Raw genomic sequence first — 25,288 nt, 5'->3', positions numbered from 1 at the left:
AATAAATATTTATTTCAAATATATCAATATAGATTTTTTAATATTTTTGCCGGATTCCCCCCAACAACGACTCTTGGAGGGATTGATTTTGTAACTACACTACCAGCTCCCACTACGGCATTTTCTCCAATCACGACATTTGGAAGAATTATTACACCAGCTCCAATCCAACAACCACTTCTTAGAATAATTGAATTAGATGTATTAGACTCAGGATAGCCTTGGTCAAATATCGGCTTATTTACATCAGAAAACTTATGGTTGTTGGTATAAAAATGCACTCCGCATCCAATTAATACTTTATCTTCAATAATAATTCCACCACCACCCACTGTTGGGTCGGCAAATAAAAATGTTCCGGGCCGTATTACCACATGATTTCCAATTTCAATTTTAGAACATGCCTCAGCATATGCCCCCGGTCTAAATTCAGCACTATCTCCAAAACTTTTAAATTTATTTTTACAAAGTTTTTTCATTGAACTTTTAAAATATAAGCGCCAATGCGTTAGCAATATATCAGGTCCAATGCGGTCTGCATAACTCCAATATCTAATTCTTTTGAGTAGTTCTGTAATAGTTACCATACTCCCCAACCCCCATCAACCGCAATATTTTGCCCGGCCACATACTTTGACATATCACTCGCCAAATATGCAACAACGCCACGAAAATCATCTTCGGTTGCCATACGACCCAGCGGTGTTTTTGCTTTATACCGCTGAACAAATGCTTCAGGCTGGTTTCTGAATACCCCGCTAGGCGATATCGCATTTACGCGAACACTGGGGGCAATGGTAGTTGCCAACCATCGGGTGAATTGAATGAGACCGCCTTTTGACACGCCATAGGCTGCCGGGTTGCTCATGCTGGTACCTTCATACAGGCTCCAGTCTGGGCCGTATACACCATAGATTGATGCGATGTTGATGATACTGGCACCCTCAGCAGCCTTGAGCAAAGACATCAGACCTTGGCAAAGGTCAAATATGGCTGTAAGGTTGACTTCCAATGCGCGACGCCAGGTTTCGACGGTTTGTTCTTCAAACGGAACTGCCCATCCTTGCAAGTCAGAGGTGCCAACAAATGCTGCGTTATTGATGAGGATGTTGAGACCTTTGCCTTCACTTTTTAGCAAGGCTATTAATTCTTTGCGCTGCTCTTGAAGTTCAAGATCACAAAAATAGTGCTCAACGTTAACACCCCATCTTTCAGTCAGGGTTGTACAAAGTGTTTCAAAATCTGATTTTGGTCTATCAACCAACACTAAATCAGCGCCCAGTTCGGCCAAGGTATCTGCCATCATCTTACCAAGACATCCTGTTGCACCGGTAATCAATGCACGGCGACCTCGAAGGTTCATGAGTTCTTTTATGGTACTCACTGTTTCTGTTCTCTTATTTTTAAAAGGCATTCGGCAATCTGAAAGTCAAGCAAAGTATCAATATCGATCGCACGTTCTGCGGGCACCTGTACCGCCTTGACCCTGCCGTCAAACATAGCATTATGAGTCATTATAAATTTAGGGCTCGCTACATAGCAGACTGTAGCCATGTCGTAAACCACTGGTGCTTCCTGTCGATGGGCAATGGCTGATTGCGGCGGGTTAACCAGCCCAACGGTACCATCTGTGTTAGTTTTTACCATATTGAAGTATGGGCTTCGGTGGGCTTCGGTAACGGTGATGACCATATCAGCATCGCCTTTTTCGTATTCATTAAGGCAGTTTTCGATGTCCAGCACCATCCGCAAGGGCGCTGTGGTTGGTACAGTGACCATTATTTCAGGCAATACACCTGTTGTTTCAAGCAAATAATTAAGGGCATGACGCCAAGCGAGCCACTCAGGGCTATTGTCATGCGCCAGTTCTGCTGGCCGAATAAAGGGTACTTCGGCGCCATACTCACGCGCTACTGCTGCAATTTCTTCAGAATCAGTGGAAACAAGAACCCTTTTAATCCGATTGACAGTAAGTGCATGCTCAATGGACCACGCAATTAATGGTTTTCCACCTAAGGGACGGATATTTTTGCCGGGCAAACCTTTGGAACCACCACGGGCGAAGATAAATGCGATTGCTTTCATGAAATAATATGATCAGTTGCGGCCATTGCTGCTACAGTTACCAGCCTACCAGAAGCTGCTGAGATCCGTGCCGCTTCAATAATTTCCAAAATCTTTAGACCATCCTCACCCGTAACCAATGGCGTATTATGTTCGTTAATACAATCTATAAAATTTTGCCATTCTGCCTGATAGCTGTAATCACGCTGGTGTGGGTAATGAAATAGTTCACGCCACTCTTTTCCACCCGCTTCATACAGTTCCACCACACCCGTTAAACCATTCCAACGAAGAGTACCATTTTCACCAATGGCTGTGCAACTTCGCGTCGTATCGTGACGGATAAAGTCAAGGTTGACTGCACCAATAAGCTGAAAGTTATCATCTGCGGACACAAAACCAAGAATCAGGTGTGCGGTATCTTCAACGTCAATTTCAAGGGTGCTTTGGTGGCTTAGTGTGGCATTTACCCATTCAACTTCGCCAAAAATCCAACGCAAATAATCAAGTTCATGACTGAGTTCAAGCAGTGCTCCTCCGCCAAGTTCACGTCGTGCAGATACCCTTTGTCTGTAATCAGTATCCGGACGCCAGGATGGCAAATATTGGCCAATTTCGCAACGAACGGATAAAACCCTTCCGATTACATTATCGAGAAGGAAATTGCTGAAGCGCTGAAGTGATGGTAGAAATCTGAGATTATACCCGATCTGCAAAACTGTTCTTTTCTTGTGACAGGTTTCTATCAATTGAGTAACCCCACCAATTGATGATGATAGTGGTTTTTCAATGAGCAGATGTACTCCCTTCACTGCTAATTGCTGGGCCACAGTAACGTGAAATGGCGCAGGGTTGGCAATAACCGCAATCTGAGGTAAAAAAGCAATCGCCTCGTCAATAATTGAAAAACATCCATCGGCATATTCAGGAATTGAGAGGCAAACTTGATGGCGCAAAACCCTTATATCTGCTTCAGGAAATAGATTTCTCGCTATCGTCAAGTGTCGAGTACCGATACTACCGAGGCCCACGATGAGGATGCGGTTAATCAAGACAGAATCTTCTAAGAATCTTCAACCCTACCTCACCACTTTTTTCTGGATGAAACTGACAGCCTACTATATTATTCCGACCAATCACTGCCGGTATTTGATGCCCCCCATAAATACAGTCAGCAATCCGATCTTCAGATGCAAAGGGAACCGCCATGAATGAGTGAACAAAATACGCAGCCTCCCCGGGACGATTTTCTTGTAATAATGTTCCATTCCAATCATTCAGTACGATAGATGGGTATAATGCAGACCACCCAATATGCGGAATTTTTTGAAGTTCGCCAGAGATGGTTTCTACAGGCACTGGAATCACTCTACCCGGAATCAAACCTAAACCTGGAGTAATACCAAATTCTTCACTCTCCATCATAAGCAGTTGCATACCAAGACAAATCCCAAGCAAAGGCGTTTGGCGATATGCAATTTCACGCAAAACAGTAACCAATCCAAGCATCTCAAGAGCATTCATCGCATTGCCAAAAGCACCTACTCCAGGAAGCACTACTTTATTTGACGCCAGAATTTCGTTTGAGTCGGCTGTTATAGTAACCTTTGCTCCACAGTGCTCAAGACCGCGCTGCACACTGAGAAGATTACCAACACCATAATCAATAACAGTAACATTAGTACCCCTCATAGTACCTCACTCCCATACCAGTTTCTTTAGCCACATTTCTTATTTCACCAATACCAGCACGATTATAATGAAGTATATCAGCCATAGCAACCGCGTCCGCACCACCAACGCTCACAACACCTACTAAATCTTCTGGTTTTCCCATACCTCCGGAGGCAATTACAGGAATAGAAACTTCTGCAGTTACAGCCTTAACCAATGCGGTATCAAAACCTTTCCTTGTTCCTTCACGATCAACCGATGTCAGTAAAACTTCACCAGCCCCCATAGCTACACCTTTTTTCACCCATGCAATGACATCCAATCCAGTGCGTTCACGCCCATTATCTGTATAAACCTCCCATCGATCCTTGCCGACCTCCTTAGCTTCTATTGATAGTACCATACATTGACTGCCAAAACGGCGAGATATTTCATTGATAAGCTTAGGGTTCGCAACAGCAGCAGTATTGACTGCCACCTTATCAGCTCCAGAACGTAAAATCTGGGTAGCATCTTCAACAGATCGAATACCGCCACCAACAGTCATTGGTACAAAAATATCTTTAGCCGCTGATCTGATAATATCGCCCAAATGGTTACGATCATAAAGGCTTGCAACACAATCCATATAAATCAGTTCATCCACTCCCTGCTGATAATAGCGCAATGCGTATTCATTAGGCGAACCAATCACACGCAATCCTTCAAGATGAATCCCCTTGATCAAATTTGGGCCTTTGATATCAAGTCGGGCAATTAAACGAATATTTCTCAAGGCCAGTAATTATTGATTATCAAGCAAGTCTGCATTTCTTAACTTCCACTTTCCATTTTCGTTGACCCACAAATGAGGCGAACGAAAATGATCTGTAAGCAAGCGAAAGTACTCACGATCCATCATATTTTGTTCAAACATTTGGCTTGCTACAGGAAATTCTTTTTCAGGCAAACATAAATACTTAAAGAGTTCATCCGCAAACCGTTCAGGGAACTCATGGTCAAAACGCTTGACTAATGCGACACCTTCTTCTCGATTGATATCTCCAGAACGAATTTCTTGAGCAGCATCGTAACTAGCACGACCAATCCCAAACTTGGTTCCCGTGGTATAGTAGTGAAGATCATCAATACGATCATCTATGCTGTTATACTTTGAATAGGTACCAGGTGTCCGTTCTGGTGACGCTTGAAAACCACCATGTTCGACTGCATAATAATAACATGCCTGTGGGTGCCATTTCAAGTAATAACCTAAGTAATGGACTTCTATTTTTTGTTCAGCAATTCTGTTAGGATCGGCAGGTAAATAGGGTTGTAAATCATTTTGATCAACTCCAAACTGAGACTTCAGATCCGCTACAGAAACACCTCCAAGATAAATCCTAGATTGATCCGCAGAGGTAAAGTATGACCAATCCCTTTTAGCTGTATCGGTATCACCAATCGGGTTCCCATATTCCGCCTCATTTTCGCCATAAAACACCAATGGAATATTAAATAATAACGCCATTTTTGGGGCTAATGATTTCTGGCCGAACATGAATGCCTGAAATGGATGAAAAAGCAATTCCGTCGAAAGTCTTGTCAAGATACGATGCACTCGACCATTTGGTGTCATCAAATAATTATCGTGCCCTGCATGGATCCATGATTGGAAATTTTTCCAGCCCCAATCGGTATAAACATGAGGAGCCCATGTTACTGTGAGCGGATGCATTCCATACTTTGTTTTTAAAATATGAGACGCATAAAAACTGTCCTTTCCTCCTGAACCAGGAGTAATACAATCGTAGGAACCATCACTTTTACGGTGCACATCACAAAGCTCACGCAACTGTTTTTCACGATCAATCCAATCAATACTATGACGCTTGCGCTCTGTAAAGTTACAGGCATCACAAACACCATTTTCATCGAAGTTGATTGTCGCTTTTTTGGTTTCTCTAGTATGCTTATACTCTACCGCTGAATTTGGTCTTTGGTTTGATATTACACACTTTTTGCAATAAATAACCTCTTGAGGTAGTCCATAAAACGCATCTGGTTTAGCATTTTTTTTATTGAATGGAGCTAAATCAATAGGTTGAGGATATTTTATTTTATCCATTGTATTATTTTACGGTTTGATTTTATTATCCATGTTAGCGCGGGTCAAATCCTCTTGCCTGCCCACATCCAGCCATGGTTCATGTATTGGATAGGCGGCAGTCCTCTTCTCTTTTGCCTGCAGGCGTTCAAACAACGCCGGCATATCGCAACGAACGTTTTTTTCAAGAAAACAAAGAGCTTCTGGTTCAAGCACGTACACTCCAGCATTGATATGGCTTCGATGCACAGGCTTCTCTTCAAACCCTATAATATCAATTCCATCGGTCTGTACTACACCAAATGGGTGTTGCCATTCATGCACCCGCACAGCCATGGTGGCAGCAGCATTATGACGAGTGTGGAAATCGAGTAGCTCACCATAGTGAATGTCTGTCATAACATCGCCATTGGTTACGGCAAAGGGCAGCGTTGGCCACGGATTCAGCAACCCTAAGGCACCTGCTGTGCCCAAGGGGGATTTCTCTTTTAGGTAATCGATCCGCACTTGTAAGCAAGTCCCATCTCCAAAGTAATTTTCAATGACATGGCCAAGATAGTTTATTGCCAACACAAAGTGGCTGAACCCCTCCTGCTTTGCACGCTCAATGATGTGTTCAAGCATGGGCTTGCCGGAAACCGACAACATCGGCTTCGGGCAGTTTTCTGTATGCGGACGAAGCCGGGTACCCATACCGCCAGCCATGATAACCATCAGGTTAGGTCGCAGGATTGGTTTCGCGATTTCATCCCAAAGATACAAGCCTACAATATGGTGTTGGTCATCAACAACAGGCACCTGCTGGATTTTGTTAACAACCATTAACTTCCGAACAGCTTCACGCCCTAATTCCTCCGTGACAACCAGCGGATTATGGTGGATAATACTTTCGATTGGGCTTATGAGATTCAACCCCCGAAGCAATCCACGCCGAATATCTCCGTCTGAAATGGTGCCTTGCAACTCACCCGCTTCATTAACCACTAACACAATCTTAATCGAAACCTTTGTAAGATTGGTTATTACCTCCTCAAGAGAAGCGGACATTGGAAGGATGGCCTGACGCCAGATTTCTTCAGTAATGGTCACTCTCTCTTTCGTATATCATTCATTACAAAGGTCATAAAAAATCTTTTTTATCATTCCGCACAGTGCATGGTTTTTTAATATTTCAACAACTTTTTCACTTGCACCGCCATCTCCATAGGGGTTTGCAAGCTTGCTCAAGATTAGTTGAAAATCGGTAGAATAAAGTTTGTTAATGGCGCCTGCAATGCTCTTACGAGTCGGTTCACAGTTGATCACACTTTCCGCTTGAAGCCGACCCCTTTGGCGATCACCAATGTTAACAGTGCCTTTGCAGAAACTGGGCACTTCGGCCAAACCGCTGGAAGAGTTACCCACAACACCATCGACATTTGAAACGCATGACAAATAGCGGAGTTGCCCAAGGGATGTGTACGCTCGTGCGTTAGTGTGCTGTGCTACAAATTCTTCCACCATTCTGATCATCACACGCCCACCGTTGTCGGCATTCGGCATGGTAAATATTAGCTGTGTATCCTCAAATTCTGCCAATGCCGCAAGCAGTTCTGCCATTTGCTCTGCTGCAGTTGCGGTCTCAAGAGTAACCGGATGAAAAGTGATGAGCAGATTTTTAGGCCCAAGCCTCAAGTCAATTGAAGCTTCCAACTCCTCGCGATCGAGAAGCTTCAGACGCTTAATGTTGTCAATACCAAGCCCACCTACCAGAAAAACATGATCCGGTTGCTCTCCCAGTTGGATCACGCGCTGCCGGTATTCTTCAGCAGCAACAAAATGGAGGTGCGACATTTTGGTTATGGAATGCCGGATAGCATCATCAAAAGCGCCTTCGGTCAGTTCACCTCCATGCAAGTGGGCAACTGGAATACGAGCAACCAACGCCGCCGAGACTGCCGAGAAAATTTCAAACCGGTCACCGAGCACTACAATCAAATCTGGCTTCAATTCATTCAAGACATCAGCAAAACCGATCAACCCGAGACCCATGGACTTTGCTATGCCAACAGCAGTATCGGAGCTGGTGAGCATTTCAACCTTGCGATCTATCTGGAATCCATCCTGCTCAATGTTGCGATAGGTCAAACCAAATTCAGGCGACAGGTGCATACCGGTGGCAATGATTTGCAGCGTCAGCTCAGGGTCATCCTTGATGCCCTGCATGACCCAACGCAACAAGCCATATTCAGCACGGGTGCCAGTGATAACGCAAATCTTGCGAGTCATAACGTGATCAATTCATCTGCAAGAAAATCTCTCTGCGCAACACGCCCCATTACTTCATCCCATCGCATTGGCGAGATCCCTGTACCGGGACGCTTCGTGGTGATATTCTGTGCACTGAAGAGTTCACCTGCTTTAATCGCATGACTAGCGACCAGTGATTTACGAGCAACGGGCTTGTTCTTTGCTTCGCCTGGAGTGAGGCTTTTGATTCCATCACCGAGAGCAACTTCAATATTACGAATGGCTGACACCATGGCCTTGAGTTCTGCAGGTTGAAGACTTGCCTTATGGTCGGGGCCTGGCAAATTGCGATCGAGGGTGAAATGCTTTTCGATAACCGTTGCGCCCAAGGCAACTGCGGCAATGGCCACTTCGATGCCTTGCGTATGGTCTGAATAACCCACCGCCACGCCAAACGCACTATGCATGCTCTGCATGGCTCGAAGATTCACTTCTGACATGGGTGTAGGGTATTCTGTGGTACAGTGCAATACGGTCAGATTGGATCGTGCTGTACCTGCTTGTTCAAGTACTTCGATTGCTGCTTCTATATCGCCCAATATTGCCATTCCGGTGGAGAGAATGACAGGCTTACCAAGTTGGCCAATATGGCGCAAGTAAGGGAGATTGGTAATCTCTCCAGATGGAATCTTGAATAGATTATGACCGAGACTTACCAGTAGATCGACACTCTCAATATCGAAGCCTGTGGAGAAAAACCCAATATTTCGCGATGCACAATGTGCTATGAGTTCTTTGTGCATTGCAGGTGTGAGTTCCAGTCGACGTAGCATCTCATGATGCGATTCACTGCAATTCGTACTCTTTATCTGGTAGTCAGCCTTGTTGGCTGCATGCGTAACAAGACGATCAGCAATGAATGTCTGGAATTTAACATAATCCGCTCCAGCTTCGGCGGCAACATCAATCAACTTCTTGGCTAACTCCATGTCACCATTATGATTGACCCCGGCTTCAGCGATAATGAGCGTCCGTTGTCTCATGAGGTACTCTTGCCAGTATATCGTGAATGATCAAGTTGATTATGGCGCAGAGAAAGGCCCATCCCAATTACACAATCCTTTCCAATTATTACCCCCTCTTTGATAACAGTACCACTACCGACAAAGCTGCCAGCCCCAATCGTTACACCACCATTCAGGATAGCCCCTGTTGAAATATGGCAGTGGTCTTCCACCGTAGTATCATGTTCAAGGAGTGATCGATTGTTGATAATGCAATTATCTCCAACCCTGACTCCAGCAGTAACAATTGCACCATGCATAATAATTGTTCCCGCACCAAGAGTGGCATGACGGGAAACATAAGCAGTTGGCGCAACAATTACAGGAAGTTGAAATCCAAGCTTGATGGCTTGCTGATAGAGACGTATGCGGCTACCGGGCGACAGAATTTGACCTAAAGAAATCAGGGCATGGCCGTACTCCTTTGCCAGTTGAGGCAAGTCGTCATCGGTGGCTATCACCTCATAACCGAGGTGCTTGTCGTGCACTTCATGCGGCATACCAACCAATCCGGCAATGTGGTATTGGCCTTGTTGCTCTATGACATCAATGCAGGAATGTGCATGACCGCCAGCGCCAATAAGTATGATATCCGGCTTGCTCATGAAACGACTTGAAGCAGACTTGAACTGCTTGGAATATTAATCAAACGCTGCACAAGCGACTGAGCGCCTGCCAAATCCATACGCGGGCACTCCTGGAATGGCGCCAGCTCATGCATCAAAATCCATGCTGGGCGTGTCATAATACCGGAATCATTTGTGACTTTCAGGAGAGCATCCCGTTGATTTGCTTGCTCATGTTCCAACACAAGAGTTTGCAGCCAGTTGTTGCTTTGGCATTGTGCCGGTTCCACCATCAACCTGATACCCGAAACCGTTGCAAATGCCGCTTGGTAACGCTGAAACAGCTCCCTTTTTGCAGCAAGCATTGTTGGTAATTGCTCCAACTGTGCACAGCCAAGAGCTGCGTTGATGTTGGGCATACGGTAGTTATACCCGATTTCATCATGACGGTACTCCCAAGCATGAGGCAATTTAGCGGTTGTAGTCACATGCTTGGCATGGCGTGCAAGCTCTTCATCATCAGTCAGGATTGCGCCGCCGCCACCGGTAGTTATGGTTTTGTTGCCGTTGAAACTTAATGTACCCATCAATCCGAAAGTGCCCGTATGCCTGCCTTGGTAGTAACTGCCCAAAGACTCAGCCGCATCTTCAACAAGTGCAAGATTAAAATCGTGTGCTACGGCCATTACTCCATCCAAATCGACAGGATGACCAAAGGTGTGCATAGGCACGAAAGCCCGAATAACCCGACCGGTAGTGCGGTTAATACACTGCCCAGCACGTTGCTCTGTATGCTGTTCAAGATAATCACGAAGCTTTACAGCATCCACACCCAGAGTACGCTCTTCGCTGTCAACAAAATGCGGTGTGGCACCGCAATAGGTTACAGCATTGGCAGTAGCAATAAAGGTAAGGGCCGGTATCAACACTTCATCTTCAGCTTTAACCCCTGCAAGCTTTAAAGCAATGTGCAGTGCTGCTGTGCCATTCACCACAGCAACCACATATCTGGCACCAGTATAGGCTACAAGATCAGCTTCGAAGCGGTCAACAAACTTGCCTACGGATGAGACAAAGGTTGAATCGAGACACTCTTTGAGATAGAGCCACTCGTTGCCGGAAAAGCTTGGTTCATGCAGAACTGCGGCTTTCTGGCCAATAACAGAGCGAAGAGCAGCGACGACCTGATCTGCCAGTAGGGATGGTGAGTTTAAATCTTTCACAGGTTGTATATATCTGACTTGTAACTGGCAAGGTTCGTAGGGTTCAAGAACCACTCCGCGGTTTCAGCAAGACCGCGCTTGAACCCCTCGCGCCCACCATAGCTTGGCTCCCAACCAAAAAGTTGACTGGCTTTTGAGTTATCAGCCCATAAACGCTCAACCTCAGAATTCGCTGGACGCAAACGATCTTCATCCGTAATAATTTCAATCTTGGTATTCATCACTTCTGCAATTAACTGTACTGTATCACCAATGGATATCTCAAAGTTACTTCCAAAATTGACGACCTCACCCAATCCTTGATTAGATTTCATCGCCGCAATAAATCCGGCAACCGTATCCTGCACATAATTAAAATCGCGCGTAGGCCTTACTGCGCCAAGTTTTATCTGACGATTACCATTTGCAATCTGAGTAATGATAGTAGGAATCACTGCACGCGCTGACTGACGTGGACCATACGTATTGAACGGTCTCGCAATAATCACTGGCAACCCAAAAGAGGCAAAAAAGGAATAAGCCAACTGATCGGCTGCTATTTTGGTAGCTGAGTAAGGAGACTGGCCTTGCAATGGATGTTCTTCTGTAATCGGCACAAAACGCGCAGTACCATAAACTTCGCTCGTGGAAGTATGTACGATTTTCTTAACACCAAGTTCCCGAGCAGCCTGCAAGACATTGAGAGTTCCCTTGATGTTGGTATCAACATAGGTGTAGGGTGAGTGGTAAGAGTAGGGTATAGCTATGAGTGCTGCCAGATGCAGTACAACATCGCAACCTTTCATGGCCTCCTTCACCCCATGCGGATCACGAATATCGCCAGCAAACACCTCAAATTTCCCTTTTATATCTGTAGCGCATTGATCAAGCCAACCCCATGAGTTGAAGGAGTTGTAGAAAACGAAAGCCCGGACATTGTAGCCTTGACGAACAAGAGCTTCGGTCAGATGTGATCCAATAAAGCCATCTGCACCGGTGATGAGAACTGATTGCATAGAGTACAGGAGTTGTTGAAGAGGGCGGGACGACCCAGCCCTTACGTTGTGAGTGACAGGGGGCGGGATGAACCCGACCTTACAGGGGATATGATCTCTTGGTAGGTGCCGGTTTGTTTGATTCCGCCATCAGCCAGTTCTACGATTTTGGTGCAGTTTTTCAGGGTTGTGAGGCGGTGGGCGATTATCAGGACGGTGAGATCATCGCCGAGACTTTCGATGGCTTGCATGACGGCTTGTTCGGTTTCGTTATCGAGGGCGCTGGTGGCTTCGTCAAAAATGATGACGTCGGCCTGCTTATATAGTGCACGGGCGATGCCGATGCGCTGTCGCTGGCCGCCGGAGAGGCGGATCCCCCGCTCACCGACATAGGTCTGGTACTTTTTAGGCCAGCTTTCGATGATATCGGCAATCTGAGCCTTTTGAGCTGCCTGCTTGACCCGGCTCTGATCGATCTTCCCTTTTGGCACACCGAAGGCAATGTTCTCTTCTATGGTACTGTCAGCAAGATAGATCGCTTGAGGGACGTGTGCGATATGGGCCTGCCAGGCACGATTGTTACCCGTTACAATGGGCTGGCTATCAATTTCCAATGTTCCATCAGTCGGCGCAAGAAGTCCCATGACGATATCAAGCAGTGTACTCTTGCCACTGCCAGTAATACCGATAAAGCCAATACGACTGCCCTTAGGAATAGTCAGATCAAGATTTTGCAGCACCCAAGGGGTTTGTTCTGTATAGCGAAACGAGAGATTGTGCAGGCCGATGTGCATATTGAACGGCAAAGGTTTGGCGACCGGCTGATCCACATAATCCGGCAACGGCTGATCAAGCAGATCAAGTGTATCCCGCAACGAGATTTGCCCGCCCTGTATGCTTGACCATGAACCATAAGCCCCTTGCAATACTGGCAGCATGCGCTGTGCACCGAGTGCCAAGGCACCGAGAACAGGAATTGCTTTGGCTATACCATCAGGCTGCATAGCAAGCACATAGGCCAAAACCGCTATAAGCATCATGCCAAGTGCTTCAATGCCAAAACGTGGACTCGTTCCAATAAAAGCGTTGTTTCCCTGTGCTTTCCGCAATGGCTGGTCAGCATTGCGATAGATTTGACAGTAAGCTGCCTGACTACCATCGATGAGGACATCACGTATACCACCCAAGCCCTCCTGCAAAGACTTGATCACCTGAGTAGACTCCTTCGCCACGCATTTGCTGTTGATCAACTGCTGCTTGCGTGTAAGCCTGATGATTACAGCGTAAATGAGACCAAAACCACTAAAGGCAGACAACGCAATAACGGGATCAACCACCAAGAGAGCAATGAGAATAGTAACAAGCATGATACTCGAACTGATGAGCGTCAATGATGGTACAATAGTCGTATAGATGACTCCGTTGGCTTTACCAGAGATACCACTGATCACCTCGCTGCTGTTGCGTGCCACATGAACAGAGTATGGTTGATAGAGGGTGCGGCGGTAGATGCTGATGCTGAGGTCGGCCCCTGTTGCAAAGGAGAGGCGAGTGCTTGCCCAGAGGAGCAGAAGACGCATGGCTCCGGAGATAAGCGCTGCTATACCGAAGGTGATGGTGAGCGGAAAGAGGAGCTGGCTTGCACTCGTCATTCCAATCGCCCGGATGAATGGCTGGGCTGCCGGGAGCTGGAAGATTCTTTCCGGGGCGGTGAGGACGGCAAGAAATGGAAGCACAGCGCCTATGCTGAGTATTTCGGCGAAGGATGCGCAGACCATCAGGATGAGTAAAAGTCCGAATTGGCCTCGGCGACGCGGGGTGATGTGGTGCCAGAGGCGCTTTAACAGTTCAGGAATGGAAGAAGTTTTGTCCGAAGATTTCACGTATTACAAATAATTATTGTAGAAAAAAAATTATCCACGAATTGTGATAAAGTGAAGAGTTTGCCCACGGGTTAACACGGATTGGTGCATAACTTGTTCAACTCGTACCCGCTGACAAGTCCTCTGCTGCCGGATATGACGACGTGCAAAATTCTATAATGCGGGTGTAGCACTTATAGAGATCTGGTGCCGCCTGGGTCAGGGCAAGAAAAAATTCGGATAGTCGTTGTTCATTTTCTTCATACTCATGATTGACTGCGTTTCGCAATTCCCGAATCATTTTCCATTGTTCAACCGAATCCAGAATACCGAGCTTTTCCATATATAACAGTACAAAGCTGAATGGTTCTGTGCTCTGCTCTTCCTCACGAGCTATGGCACGCATTACTTTGCCCAAATGCTCCTGAAACTCACTGAATCGTACCCGAAATGCGGCAAGTGTTTCATGATTTTCCGGTGTCAGTTGATGCCAATCGCTTATTGGTATGAGCCGCAGAACCTGCTCATGTGAGTAGTCGAGGTAGTTGCGCATTCGGCGCAAGTGTTCAATTTTCTTCCAGATCAACTGTACGTTTGCGCTCATAACTTCTGCCCTTGACTTTTGGCAATATTGCCGATGAGTGAGCTATCTGCCTGCTCTCGTACAATAAGGTCTACAGGCATGTCGATGTTCTCTTCGAGTTTTATTTTGCAACGAATTTCATCCAGCAAGTTGTGTGGTGGCGCTTCGACATAGAGGTCAACATCTCCGCCTTTTTTATGATCGTCAATACGTGAGCCAAAGAGCCAAATATCTGCGCTTTCACCAAAGTATTGGTGTATCTGCTTGGAGATCATTTGTGATTGATATGAGCTCAGGCGCATGAAAAGATCGTGTTACGTGCTTAAAGAGGGGCGGGGGAACCCCGCCCTTACAGAGGGACGGGGAGACCCCGCCCTTACTGGGCTGGTATGTGGTGGTTTTTGCCGTTTTTGCTTTGCTTTTCCATGGAGAGCAGGTCTGAGGTGGTGATCCCTGGGCTGTATTCGGGGACTATCTTTTTCAGGATCTTTTTGATGCTCTTGATGTCATTGCTGTGTATGGCTGTGGTCAGTTGCTCAAGTTCTTCCTGCAGTTCACTCCAGGGTATGAAGTGCTCCTTGGCTTTGAAAATGCGGGGGTTGGCTGAAGGGCTTGAATGGTTGCCGATCAGCAACTCTTCGTAGAGTTTTTCGCCTGGGCGAAGGCCGGTTACCCGTATTTCAATGTCACCTTCAGGGTTTTCATGGTCGCGAATGGTGAGGCCGGAGAGTTCTACCATCTTTCGGGCAAGGTCGATGATTTTGACCGGGTCGCCCATTTCGAGGAGATGAAGATCGCCTGGTGAGGCCATGGCGCCTGCCTGAATGACAAGCTGTGCCGCTTCGGGGATGGTCATGAAGTAGCGGGTAATCTCCTTGTGGGTGATGGTGAAGGGGCCACCGCTGTTGATCTGACTGCGGAAAAGAGGGACAACGGAACCGCTTGAGCCGAGGACATTGCCGAAGCGCACCATGGAGAAGCAGGTTGTATGGCCGGGCTCCTCGGCAAGTGCCTGCAGGATCATTTCGCAGAGCCGTTTGCTTGCGCCCATCACGTTGGTTGGGCGCACTGCCTTGTCGGTACTGACGAGGACGACGCTTGTTACTCCCTGCTGCAGGGCAGCTTCTGCCACCGTATGGGTTCCGAAAACGTTGTTGCGTATCCCTTCTGCGGGGTTGTGCTCGACCATCGGCACATGCTTGTAGGCTGCGGCATGGTAGATCACTTCAGGTTGAAAAACGCGGAATATTTCTGTTATACGGATTGCATTGGTCACGTCGCAGAGCAGCGGCACTATCCGCGTTGCGGATGAGAGGCGTGCGTGGCGCTGGGTAAGGTCGCTGTGAATGGTGTAGAGGTTGTGTTCGGCGTTGTCGAGCAGCAGCAGTGTTGATGGCTGGGCCTGAAGGAGTTGGCGGCAGAGTTCGCTGCCGATTGAGCCTCCGGCGCCGGTGACCATTACAACCCGGCCGGTAATTACCTGTTTGACGAGGGCGTGATCGAGCGGCGCCGGATCACGACCAAGGAGATCTTCGATGTCTACGGTCTTGATGTCGGAGATGGTGACCTTTCCTTCGGCAAGCTCTTCAACTCCCGGCAGCATCTGGATACGCACCGGGTATTTTCGGTATTGCTCAACAATTTCGTTGCGCCGGGTACGAGTTGCCGATGGCATTGCGAGAAGGATGTTGTTGATTCCCTCGCTTTGGATCAGCTCTTCGGCCTCCGCAGGGCTGAAGACCTTCATCCGGTTGATGGTTCGCCCCTGCAAATCCGGATTGTCGTCAATAAAACCGGCAAGGGTAAATTTATTGCTTCTGTTGATGCTATTGACAATCTCCACCCCTGCGGAACCTGCTCCGTAGATCAGGAGCTTGTTGGGCGCTTCACACCTTTTTTCAGGCGTCGTGGTTACTGTTGTACTCAGATAGCGCACCATTGCACGGCTTCCCCCGGTCATCAGCAGGAGCAGCAGCGGCTGAAGGATTCCGACGACAATGGAGATCTTCGGAAGAGGCAGGAGCAGCAAAAGGCATACAAATGCGGCGCCGTAGAAAAAAACGCTTTTGAAAACGGTGATAAATCCTTCAAAGCTGTTATAACGCTGGATGGTGCCGTAGATGCCTGAAAGAGCAAAGATCGGGAGCATCAGAGCTGGCGCAAGCAGATAGAGCAGCCACTCCAGCCCCTCCGGCTGATGCAGGAGTTGACGGGTGAATGAGAATGCCATCCAGACCGTTAGCAGCGCTGCGAAGATGTCGAATGCGACAACAACCAGCAGCTTGACATAGCGGGAAGAGGCAAGAGCCCTCCTGCCCATGGCGAAAACCCGGCGTTTCAAGACTGTGATTTAAGCCTCTTCTTCATATTGGCCATAGCCGTACTTGCCATAGCCGTACTTGCCATAGCCGTACTTGCCATAGCCGTACTTGCCATAGCCGTACTTGCCATAGCCGTACCCATAGCGCTGGGAATCACGAGATTCGATCATGGCAACGCCAAGAATAAGTGGCCTGAGAAAATGGTCGACTGCAAAATTCCTGATCGGATCTTTATTGGTAAAATGCATTCGGGCAGCAAGAAGAACACCGTCAACCGAATGGGCAAGCTGTGCAGCATCACTCAGGAAGAGCGGAGGCGAATCGAAGACTACCTTGTCGAACTTTCCGTCAAGCTCTTTAAGGAGGCGTATCATTTTTTGAGACCCAAGAATTTCATTGGGGTTTGGAACTTTTTTACCTGCACTGAGTACAAACAGGTTCTCGATATGCGTCGGCTGAAAAAAGCTCTCATCAATGTTCGCCTGCTGACTGTAGAGAAAATCGGTCAAACCCGGTTCTCTCTTAACGTTTAATTTTTTATGCTGTGACGCGCGTCGTAAATCACAGTCAATGATAAGCGTCTTTTTGCCGCTGATAGCATATGCCATTCCAAGATTGGCACAAACGGTCGACTTCCCTTCAGTCATGGCTGTTCCCGAAACAAGGATAAATTTGAGCGAGCTGTCTATACGGGAGAAATCGACGCGACTGTAATCGAGAGCGGTTCGAAGCGTCCGGAAACTTTCCGCAAAAGCTGAACTTAGACTGTCGGTTATCATCGGCATGGGAAGAGCCCCTTTTACGCTTGCTTCAGAGAGCACTTTTTCACGAAAAGCCTGGCTTTTGCTGTAAAGGAATCTCTTTATGAATGATTCTTTGTTATCAAGAAAAGGGGTTTGTCCCTTCTGACCCACCAAAGGAATAACGGAGAGCACCGTCAGGCCAAGATCACGGAAAAAAAGATCATCCTTAACCGTATTATCAGCCATCTCTGCACCGAAGGTATAGAGGACGGCGAGCAGTCCGCCAAGAATAAATCCCGCAAGAAGATCTCTTGACAGCACGGGCTTTTCCGGAGAAAATGGCTTGAATGCCGACCCGATAATGGAGACGCCGCCAACTTCGGAACCGAGCATGATACGGGTTTCATCGAGCTTCTCTTTCAGATAGAGATAGGTTTTGCCGACAACCTCCTTGTCTCTCTGCAGTTTGATAAATTCCTGCTGTTTTATTGGCAGCATCGAGAGCTGGCTCTCGTAATATTGCTTCAGGAGGCTGAACTCACTGGCGCTGAAGTTGAGGTCATTGAGTTTCCGCTCGATCTGGAGTTTTTCGGAAACCATGTCGAAACTGAATTTCTGGGCCTTGCCAGCATACCCGATTTCACCGGCAATCTTGCTGCGGCTGAGCTGCTCATAGCGTGTTTTTACCACATCAAGCTGTTGCCGTTTTATCTTGACCTCAGGATTATCAATCCCCTTTTCCCGAACCATTTTAATATAGTCACTCTCAAGAGTCCGCAACTCATCCATGATTGCGCCAAGCTGGCTGTTGACATTTTTTGCTATACGTGAACTGATCTCCCTGTCGGTATCCGAGAGCTTTTTTTCAAGAAAGGCAAGACTATTACTCGCTATACGTGATTCTGCCTTGATATCATTATATCGTGCGTCAGCATCAACAACTTTGGCAAGAATGGCGCCAGTATTGCCGCTCACCTCGTAAATTTTGTTGGCTTGCATATACTGCGAAAGAGCATTATCAGCCTCTCCGACCTTCTGCTGCTGATCCTGAATCATTTCAGCAATAAACTTGTTTGCCTGGGTGTACTTCTCAGAATTACGGATGATGTCCGCATTTTTGTAGGTTTGGCAGAGGATATTGGTCAAAAAAACAGCTTCATCCGCGAAAGGGCTTGCAACCGAGACCTGCAGGAGATTGGTGTCGCGAAGTGGTATAACCCTGATGCGGTCTTTGAGCTGCATGGCATGAAAGCGTAAAAGAGCATCGGAATAGTGCCACGCTTCCGCTTTCTGATCGGCATTAAGAGGATGAAAAACGTCAATAGCGCTGAAAAGAAAATCGATGGGGGAGACATATTTCCTCTTTCCGAAAAATTCAAGGGAGTCCTTGCGGGTGGTTTTATAGAGCTCCTTTACGGTGAGTTCTGCAATAGGGTGGGATTGGAGCAGTTCAACATCTTTTCTGGCCGACTTTGTGTCAACACCTGCACTCGGGCCGAGAAGCGTTGCAAGCAGATCGCCCGGCGCCTTGTTTTCATTGATCATCATGACCGACACAGCATGGTATTCAGGCGTTTGCGCCTTATTGTATATCCACGCCATAACAAGGCTGGCTATAAGAATGAGAAGAATACCATATTTTCGGCGAAGGATAATCTTAAGGATCTCTCCAAGAGAGATCTCGCTCCCCTGGGTTTGCTCATTGTTGCTCTGAGTGGAGAGGGTTGTCTCTTTTTCAACCATCATAGGAAGGTTTCCTGCTGTTTAATTCGTGAGATTTTGATAGATATAGACCCAGGGATAGACCACACCACCAATGAGACTCGTGAACTTCTGGAAATTGAACCCTTTTTCGGGGAAGATGATGGTGTCATTGGGCTTCAGGGCAATGAATGCCGAACGGTCACCATGCTTGTAGTACTCTTTGAGATCGACCACATAGGCCTGAACTCCGTTCTTGTCGGGCTCCTGGCGGGCAACAAGCACCTTTTTCAGGTTTACCTGACTTTTCAGGCCGCCGGAAAGGGCGAGGATGGTTGCAAAATCGACATTTTCACGAACCACAAGCTGTCCTTGCCGGTTAACTTCGCCAAGGACGTTGACAATCATCAGGATATTGCCGTTGTCGTCGGTAAAGTAGGAATCCTGCACCAGGGGATAATTTGGACCTGAGAGCGGGTTATAGTTGGTTTGCTGAGGGCCGGAAAAGAGCGCTGACGCTGATTCACCCGCCGCCTGAACCTTCACAGTCGAGAGAAGCAGGCAGCTCAGCGAGACCGCGACAACTGTGAATATTTTAAAAATGCTCATAGAGAGATTTGGTTTTTTTGAAATACCAACGGCAATACATAAAAAATATAGAGCTAAAGCTACGCTGCCTTCAGTCACAAATGAAGAAGATCGACCTTAAAAAGTCTTCTGCGTATATGAGCACAAAAACACAACAATCCGTCAAAAAATTCAGCCAATACGCCCCCTCTGTATAACCTCTTTTTTTATATGCAAATCATGTAAAAAAAAACAACAAGATATCAATACCTCTAACAAAATAAACATACTGTCGCAGTTCTTTCGCCGGAATTACTTTACAGCAAACAAGGATGCACAGCAGTTGCATACATGCAGCAAAATATTGTATATATAGAATATATAACAGGTTAATACATGCTGCAATGAGTATACAAATATAATCTCTTTTCTGCTAATCTGCCTCTCGCCGTTAAAAAAAAGTTGCTTCAGCGTCACACTTGAGCGGCGGCATGGTCGCTGCAGTAGCGATCGATAAGGCGGAGAAACTGCCCTCCATAGCGCTGGAGCTTTACTTCACCGATACCTGATATGGTGGACAAGAAAATTATCGGTAGCGCAGGAGTGGCAATTCAGGGGTTGTGTTAGAAAATACCCTCACAGTAAGGCAGTTTCTCTGCGGAAATCGTCCTGCGTGTTTTCCAAAAGGGTTGCGCCCTCCTGCATGGCTTTTATCAGAAAATGGGCACGTGGCACACCCAACCAACTCGCAGCCATGCCCGATGAAAACCGCCCCTCTCTAAATAAGGCCATAGCGGACTGTTCTTTTAGCAGTGTAGCAAATTGCTGTACATCCATGTGCAATCCGAGCAGTATTTCCTGAGGGCAGGTGACGGGGATGGTGCTCTGCATGTTTGATTTCATTGGTTAAGCCCTTTATTGCGGTTTAACTTCTCATCTTCATCAAAAAAGTACGAATTATTGGTTCGCTTACCAAATAGTCGCAATCATCGATCGCACGATTTAGCAATGAAATAAGGCCATGGCGGACTGTTCTTTTAGCAGTGTAGCAAATTAAGTTAACAACTTGCCTTTAAGCTGATAACTTCCATTTGGCTGTGTTTTTTGCGGGCTTCCTCAACAATACGTTCAATCTTGTCAGCAACGTCATCATCTACCCAGTCTGCTCCACAAAGCGCACACACTGTTGCAGGAACATCTCTGATAACGACCAGCCCGTAACCGAGGTCGACCGTTATTGTGGTTTTTCCTTCCGTTTTCTCTCCTCCACATAAAGGGCAGCAAGAGATTGTAATATTGGTGTTCATTTTCTTCTTCTGGTTTTTAAATCAGATTCAAAATATTTCAAGTCTGGCCTGCATACTGATAATAAACTATTATTAAAAAAAGTTGCTTCAGCGTCACACGTTTGCGGCGGCATGGTCGCTGCAGTAGCGATCGATAAGGCGGAGAAACTGCCCTCCGTAGCGCTGGAGCTTGACTTCACCGATACCTGATATGCTGAGCATCGCCTCGGCTGAACGGGGCTGGTGGGCGGCCATATCGCGTAATGTCCGGTCGGAAAAGACGACGTAGGGTGGAATCCCCTGTTCGTCGGCAATCTGCTTGCGGAGTGAGCGGAAGAATTCGAAGAGGCGGGTTTCGTAAGGCGCTGCGCTCTCTTTTGCTGGTGGTTGCTCCTTTTTCTTTTCGAGTATCCGGACAATGTTGAGCTGCTCTTCGCGTTTGAGGATCCTTGAGGCTTTTGGCAAAAGGAAGAGGGTGGGATAGAGCCCTTCGGCTTTCTGGATCACCTGTTGTGCAAGGAGTTCGTCGATGAGCTGGCGCCAGTATTTTTTGTCGTGCGCTTTGCCGACCCCCCAGGTTTTCAGGCGGTCGTGGCCAAAGTCGATGATTTTTTTGTTCTGGCTTCCGGTGACGATATCGACAATATGGCCTGCCCCGAAACGCTCTTCGGTTCGGACAATGGCGGAGAGCAGCATCTGGGCCTCGAGGGTGGCGTCTACCACTTCCCTGCTGCCGAGGCAGATGTCGCAGGAGTTGCAGTTGTCGTGCGGATAGCTTTCACCAAAGTAGTCGAGAAGGGTTCTGCGGCGGCAGACGGAGGTTGAGGCAAAGGTGATCACTTTTGAGAGGGCTCCAAGCGCCCGCTCCCGCTCCGTTTCATCAATGATGGAGTCGATGAAGAAGCGCACTTTGGGGATGTCGCCCTGCGCAAAGAGCAGTGTACATTGAGCTGGCTCGCCGTCACGCCCTGCCCTGCCGGTCTCCTGATAGTAGTTTTCGATGCTTTTGGGGAGGTCGGCATGGATGACAAAGCGGATGTTGGATTTGTCGATCCCCATGCCGAAAGCTATGGTGGCTACAATGACCTCTGCTTCGTCGCGGATGAAGGCCTCCTGGTTGCCTTTGCGCTCTGCGTCGCTGAGACCGGCGTGGTACGGGAGGGCTCGAATTCCCTTTTTCTGGAGCATGGTGGCGGTGTCGCTGACGCTTTTACGGCTGGTACGGTAGATGATGCCTGCCTTGCCGGGGTTGCTTTTGAGAAGCGAGAGCAGTTGAGCTTCTACATTATCCTTGAAGCGGACGTCGTAGAGGAGGTTGGGGCGGTCGAAGGAGGCCCGAACGATAAGGGGGTTGCGCAGGGCAAGTTTGTCGAGAATATCCTGCTGCACCCTCGTCGTTGCGGTTGCGGTAAAGGCGGCAACCGGTATGCCAGCAAAAAGGGTGACGAGGTCGGAGAGGGAGAGGTAGTCGGGGCGGAAGTCGTGCCCCCATTCGGAGATGCAGTGTGCTTCGTCGATGACGGCCATGCTGAGCTGCACCTGGCCGAGTATTTCGCGGAAGTGGCTGAGGATGAAGCGTTCCGGGGCGAGGTAGAGGAGGTCGAGCTTGCCGGAGAGCAGGCGCTGCAGCACCTCGTCACGTTCGTCGGGGTTCTGGGAGCTGTTGAGAAAGGCGGCCCGGATACCGTTGGCGCGGGCGCCATCGACCTGGTCTTTCATGAGGGCGATGAGCGGGCTGATGACCATGCAGGTGCCTTCCATCATGACGGCGGGAAGCTGGTAGCAGAGTGATTTGCCGCCACCGGTGGGCATGATGGCCAGAACGTCCCGCTTGTCGAGAATTGCCCGTACAACACGCTCCTGGTTGGGACGGAACTCATGAAAACCAAAGACCTTGCGGAGCGTGTCGAACATGGTGGGAATGGGATTATCGGGCGCTCTTGAGGTAGGCGCGAAGGTAGAGCGTGGCCAGTTTTCCGCCAAAGCGGAGGATTTCAGGGTCGGCAAGGATGGCGATGATCTGGCCGGTCATTCTGCCGGGGTTGTTCCGCAGCCATTCGTTCCGGTAGAGGGCGCTCATGAGGGTGTCCATGGAGAGGGAGCAGGCCGATTCAACCAATCGGTCGAGACTGATCTCCAGATCGGGAGTTGAGGTGGCCTCTCTGCCCTCCTGCTGGGCGGTCATGCTCATTACCCGGTTGGCGCCCCGTTCGTGCAGGCTGTAGGTGATGCTTTTCCCGGATGAGTGGCGGATGCGGAGTGTCATGGGCTTCGGCAGCCGTTTGCATGATGAGGCGGCAGGCTGCTCAATCTCTCCACCTTCGTTGTCGAGCAGGAGTTGCAGGGCGTTGAAGAGCAGGTCGGCAATCTGCGGGGTTGAGATGTTTTTGTTGACCCGCAGGAGAAAGCAGAGCTGGAAGAGGTCGATCATGAAGTTGAGCAGCAAGGCATTTTTGCTGTTGCGTTTCATGATGGAGCGGAAACGGTTGAAGGAGATGTTGCAATAGGCCAGCATGGCAACAAGGGTGTCGCCGTTCATGGTTCGGGTCTCAATAACCGGGCAGTAGTTGTTGTAGAGATCCCAGTCGTATGAGCGGATTTTTCCTTCGCTTTTGTATTCGTTGAAAATAGCGGTGCCGGGGTAGGGGGTCATCACCATGAAGAGCGCCTGGCGAAGGCCGAGTGAACGGGCAAACTCGGGGTAGACCATGGTCTCTTTCATGTTTTCGGTGTAGTGGCCGATGATGAAGTAGCCCTCGGCTCCTATGCTGTGCTCGCGGCAGAGTGCGATGGCGCGGGCAACGTCGTTGAGGCTGTTCTTTTTGTTCATGAGGGCAAGGGTGGCCTCGTTGGGACTTTCGATGCCGAGGCCCACCTTGCTGAGTCCGACGCGGCGGAGTTTACCGAGTATTCGTTCGGCACGGACAAGATCTTTTGCCCTGGTTTCGGTCACAATCCTGAAGTTGGTCAATCCCCTCTCGATCATGAGGTCGCAAATTCTTTCTGCCCGCTTGATGTTGGTGAGAAAGTTGGCGTCCCAGATTTTGAGCAGCTTTTTGTTTTTGGGGTCGTGGAGCAGGGCAATCTCTTCAACAACATTTTCGGCGCTCCGCCCTCTCCATCCTTTGTGCATCTGGTCGTTGGCGCAGAAGGAGCAGCTCCAGGGGCAGCCTCTGGAGGTGTAGATGGTGTCGATAGAGTAGGCGTCGCCCTTTTCGCCATAACGGTTCGGACGAAGGGTGCGCAGCGGAAAGCGAATGGAGTCGACATCGGCAATGGTCGTTCTCGGTTCGGTATAGATAATGCCGCCGCCGCCCCTGTAGGCGATTCCCCTGATGTCGCGGGAGGGGCCTTTGAGAACGAGTTCGCGGAAGCTCTCTTCACCCTCTCCGATTACGACAACATCCACGCAGGAGAGTTTCAGCACCTCTTCGGGAAGCGCTGTGGGGTGAAAGCCGCCCATGACAACAAAGGCGCCAGCCTCTTTGGCTATTTTGGCAAGTCGTGCGGCCTGGTTGAAGGCGCCGGTCATGGAGGAGATGGCGACAAGGTCAACCGGCTGTTTTTTCAGCAGCGTGCGGAGGCTCTCGAAAATCCCGTCGTTGTAGTAGTTGTCGGGCATGACGAGACTTTCGACGTCATGCTCCACGGCTGCGGCGAGGTAGCAGATGCCTATGCAATCGGTTATGAAGCGGGGAAAAGGTGCGATGACGGTTTGGGGTGCCTCAACGAAACAGAGGTGATTGAAATATGCCATAATGCCCTGGATTGGTTGAAACGTTGATAACCGACTGTGATCTGGTGAAAGATACGCATTATTGAGATGCTCACAAATTCACTTATATTCCCTGAAAACCAAAGTTTCAAAAACGAATTGAAAAAGAGGGAGATTTTACCGATGCAACTTGTAAAAATTCTGGCCGGGGCGGCTATTGCCTTGGCGGCTATCCAACTGGTTCCTTATGGTCGCGATCACAGCAATCCTCCGGTAAGTGGAGAGCCGAAGTGGGATTCGCCGCGAACCGTTGAGCTTTTTGACCGTGCCTGCAAAAACTGCCATTCGAATGAAACGGTCTGGCCGTGGTATGCTTCTGTTGCTCCGGCATCGTGGCTTGCACAGCTTGATGTCTCTTTGGGAAGGAGCAAGTTCAATGTTTCCGAGTGGGGACGGAGTGAGGAAAATGAGGGCGACGAGGCGGCGGCTGAGGTGAGAAAGGGCAAAATGCCTCCGTTTTTCTACCTTCCTGCCCACCCGGAGGCGAAGCTGAGTGTTGTGGAGCAGGAGGAGCTGGCAAAGGGATTGGCGGCAACCTTCGGCGAGGATAAACCGGAGCAGAAGTAGCGG

The 25,288-nt window shown here is 48.4% G+C and carries 25 protein-coding genes; 1 reads left to right on the top strand and 24 read right to left on the bottom strand.

Annotated elements, in window-relative coordinates; translation table 11 throughout:
* Window positions 1–23: 23 nt before the first annotated feature.
* The 24 genes from PPHA_RS16465 to PPHA_RS02570 all read right to left on the bottom strand — a co-directional run bounded on the left by PPHA_RS16465 (window position 24) and on the right by PPHA_RS02570 (window position 24,700).
* Window positions 24–587, bottom strand: a complete 564-nt coding sequence (locus tag PPHA_RS16465; RefSeq protein WP_012507355.1) for an acyltransferase — start codon at window positions 585–587, stop codon at window positions 24–26.
* Complete coding sequence (locus tag PPHA_RS02675) at window positions 581–1,384, bottom strand: SDR family oxidoreductase (RefSeq protein ID WP_012507354.1); 804 nt, start codon at window positions 1,382–1,384, stop codon at window positions 581–583. The genes PPHA_RS16465 and PPHA_RS02675 overlap by 7 nt, the downstream gene beginning before the upstream one ends.
* Complete coding sequence (locus PPHA_RS02670) at window positions 1,381–2,085, bottom strand: acylneuraminate cytidylyltransferase family protein (RefSeq protein ID WP_012507353.1); 705 nt, start codon at window positions 2,083–2,085, stop codon at window positions 1,381–1,383. The genes PPHA_RS02675 and PPHA_RS02670 overlap by 4 nt, the downstream gene beginning before the upstream one ends.
* Window positions 2,082–3,116, bottom strand: coding sequence for a Gfo/Idh/MocA family protein (locus PPHA_RS02665; RefSeq protein ID WP_041526390.1), 1,035 nt, complete (start codon window positions 3,114–3,116; stop codon window positions 2,082–2,084). The genes PPHA_RS02670 and PPHA_RS02665 overlap by 4 nt, the downstream gene beginning before the upstream one ends.
* On the bottom strand, window positions 3,109–3,756 hold the full coding sequence (gene hisH, locus PPHA_RS02660) for an imidazole glycerol phosphate synthase subunit HisH (protein WP_012507351.1): 648 nt from the start codon (window positions 3,754–3,756) through the stop codon (window positions 3,109–3,111). The genes PPHA_RS02665 and hisH overlap by 8 nt, the downstream gene beginning before the upstream one ends.
* Complete coding sequence (hisF, locus tag PPHA_RS02655; RefSeq protein WP_012507350.1) at window positions 3,743–4,513, bottom strand: imidazole glycerol phosphate synthase subunit HisF; 771 nt, start codon at window positions 4,511–4,513, stop codon at window positions 3,743–3,745. Before hisF ends, hisH begins: the two co-directional genes overlap by 14 nt.
* Before the next feature lie 9 nt (window positions 4,514–4,522).
* On the bottom strand, window positions 4,523–5,845 hold the full coding sequence (locus tag PPHA_RS02650; protein ID WP_012507349.1) for an N-acetyl sugar amidotransferase: 1,323 nt from the start codon (window positions 5,843–5,845) through the stop codon (window positions 4,523–4,525).
* Between the two features lie 9 nt (window positions 5,846–5,854).
* Complete coding sequence (locus PPHA_RS02645; RefSeq protein WP_049759875.1) at window positions 5,855–6,871, bottom strand: nucleotidyltransferase family protein; 1,017 nt, start codon at window positions 6,869–6,871, stop codon at window positions 5,855–5,857.
* Window positions 6,872–6,928: 57 nt separating this feature from the next.
* Entirely contained in the window at window positions 6,929–8,092 is a 1,164-nt protein-coding gene (gene neuC, locus PPHA_RS02640) for a UDP-N-acetylglucosamine 2-epimerase (protein ID WP_012507347.1), read from the bottom strand.
* Window positions 8,089–9,096: an N-acetylneuraminate synthase gene (gene neuB / locus PPHA_RS02635; RefSeq protein ID WP_012507346.1), complete on the bottom strand. Its 1,008-nt coding sequence runs from the start codon at window positions 9,094–9,096 to the stop codon at window positions 8,089–8,091. The genes neuC and neuB overlap by 4 nt, the downstream gene beginning before the upstream one ends.
* A complete protein-coding gene (locus tag PPHA_RS02630; RefSeq protein WP_012507345.1) occupies window positions 9,093–9,722 on the bottom strand; it encodes an acetyltransferase in 630 nt (209 codons plus the stop codon). The genes neuB and PPHA_RS02630 overlap by 4 nt, the downstream gene beginning before the upstream one ends.
* Window positions 9,719–10,906: a LegC family aminotransferase gene (locus PPHA_RS02625; RefSeq protein ID WP_012507344.1), complete on the bottom strand. Its 1,188-nt coding sequence runs from the start codon at window positions 10,904–10,906 to the stop codon at window positions 9,719–9,721. The genes PPHA_RS02630 and PPHA_RS02625 overlap by 4 nt, the downstream gene beginning before the upstream one ends.
* Window positions 10,903–11,901 (bottom strand): NAD-dependent 4,6-dehydratase LegB, encoded by a 999-nt coding sequence (locus PPHA_RS02620; protein WP_012507343.1) that lies wholly within the window; start codon window positions 11,899–11,901, stop codon window positions 10,903–10,905. The genes PPHA_RS02625 and PPHA_RS02620 overlap by 4 nt, the downstream gene beginning before the upstream one ends.
* 41 nt (window positions 11,902–11,942) lie before the next feature.
* Window positions 11,943–13,658 carry an ABC transporter ATP-binding protein gene (locus tag PPHA_RS02615; protein ID WP_012507342.1) on the bottom strand — a complete coding sequence of 572 codons (1,716 nt, stop codon included), beginning with the start codon at window positions 13,656–13,658 and terminating at the stop codon, window positions 11,943–11,945.
* Between the two features lie 202 nt (window positions 13,659–13,860).
* Window positions 13,861–14,346: a hypothetical protein gene (locus tag PPHA_RS02610; RefSeq protein ID WP_012507341.1), complete on the bottom strand. Its 486-nt coding sequence runs from the start codon at window positions 14,344–14,346 to the stop codon at window positions 13,861–13,863.
* Window positions 14,343–14,600: a nucleotidyltransferase family protein gene (locus tag PPHA_RS02605; protein ID WP_012507340.1), complete on the bottom strand. Its 258-nt coding sequence runs from the start codon at window positions 14,598–14,600 to the stop codon at window positions 14,343–14,345. Before PPHA_RS02605 ends, PPHA_RS02610 begins: the two co-directional genes overlap by 4 nt.
* 101 nt (window positions 14,601–14,701) lie before the next feature.
* Window positions 14,702–16,666, bottom strand: coding sequence for a polysaccharide biosynthesis protein (locus PPHA_RS02600; RefSeq protein WP_223293962.1), 1,965 nt, complete (start codon window positions 16,664–16,666; stop codon window positions 14,702–14,704).
* A 9-nt stretch (window positions 16,667–16,675) separates the two neighbouring features.
* A complete protein-coding gene (locus tag PPHA_RS02595; RefSeq protein ID WP_012507338.1) occupies window positions 16,676–19,135 on the bottom strand; it encodes a GumC family protein in 2,460 nt (819 codons plus the stop codon).
* Between the two features lie 18 nt (window positions 19,136–19,153).
* Complete coding sequence (locus PPHA_RS02590; RefSeq protein ID WP_012507337.1) at window positions 19,154–19,699, bottom strand: polysaccharide biosynthesis/export family protein; 546 nt, start codon at window positions 19,697–19,699, stop codon at window positions 19,154–19,156.
* A 431-nt stretch (window positions 19,700–20,130) separates the two neighbouring features.
* Window positions 20,131–20,238, bottom strand: a complete 108-nt coding sequence (locus tag PPHA_RS16145) for an HRDC domain-containing protein (protein WP_223293961.1) — start codon at window positions 20,236–20,238, stop codon at window positions 20,131–20,133.
* Window positions 20,239–20,293: 55 nt separating this feature from the next.
* On the bottom strand, window positions 20,294–20,560 hold the full coding sequence (locus PPHA_RS02585; RefSeq protein ID WP_012507336.1) for a UPF0175 family protein: 267 nt from the start codon (window positions 20,558–20,560) through the stop codon (window positions 20,294–20,296).
* Window positions 20,561–20,715: 155 nt separating this feature from the next.
* On the bottom strand, window positions 20,716–20,964 hold the full coding sequence (locus tag PPHA_RS02580; RefSeq protein WP_012507335.1) for a type II toxin-antitoxin system MqsA family antitoxin: 249 nt from the start codon (window positions 20,962–20,964) through the stop codon (window positions 20,716–20,718).
* Window positions 20,965–21,057: 93 nt separating this feature from the next.
* The gene (gene recQ / locus PPHA_RS02575; protein ID WP_012507334.1) at window positions 21,058–22,857 is read right to left on the bottom strand and encodes a DNA helicase RecQ; all 1,800 of its coding nucleotides are present in this window, start codon (window positions 22,855–22,857) and stop codon (window positions 21,058–21,060) included.
* A gap of 13 nt (window positions 22,858–22,870) precedes the next feature.
* Window positions 22,871–24,700 carry a B12-binding domain-containing radical SAM protein gene (locus tag PPHA_RS02570; RefSeq protein ID WP_012507333.1) on the bottom strand — a complete coding sequence of 610 codons (1,830 nt, stop codon included), beginning with the start codon at window positions 24,698–24,700 and terminating at the stop codon, window positions 22,871–22,873.
* Between the two features lie 141 nt (window positions 24,701–24,841).
* On the opposite strand from PPHA_RS02570, the gene PPHA_RS02565 reads away from it, so the two are divergent.
* On the top strand, window positions 24,842–25,285 hold the full coding sequence (locus PPHA_RS02565; RefSeq protein ID WP_012507332.1) for a heme-binding domain-containing protein: 444 nt from the start codon (window positions 24,842–24,844) through the stop codon (window positions 25,283–25,285).
* Window positions 25,286–25,288: the final 3 nt, after the last annotated feature.

Origin of the sequence: Pelodictyon phaeoclathratiforme BU-1 (genome assembly GCF_000020645.1) — a bacterium.
Classification (GTDB): Bacteria; Bacteroidota; Chlorobiia; order Chlorobiales; family Chlorobiaceae; genus Chlorobium; species Chlorobium phaeoclathratiforme.
Note: the sequence above shows the minus strand (reverse complement) of the source record. Positions and strands in the feature narration are given on the sequence as shown.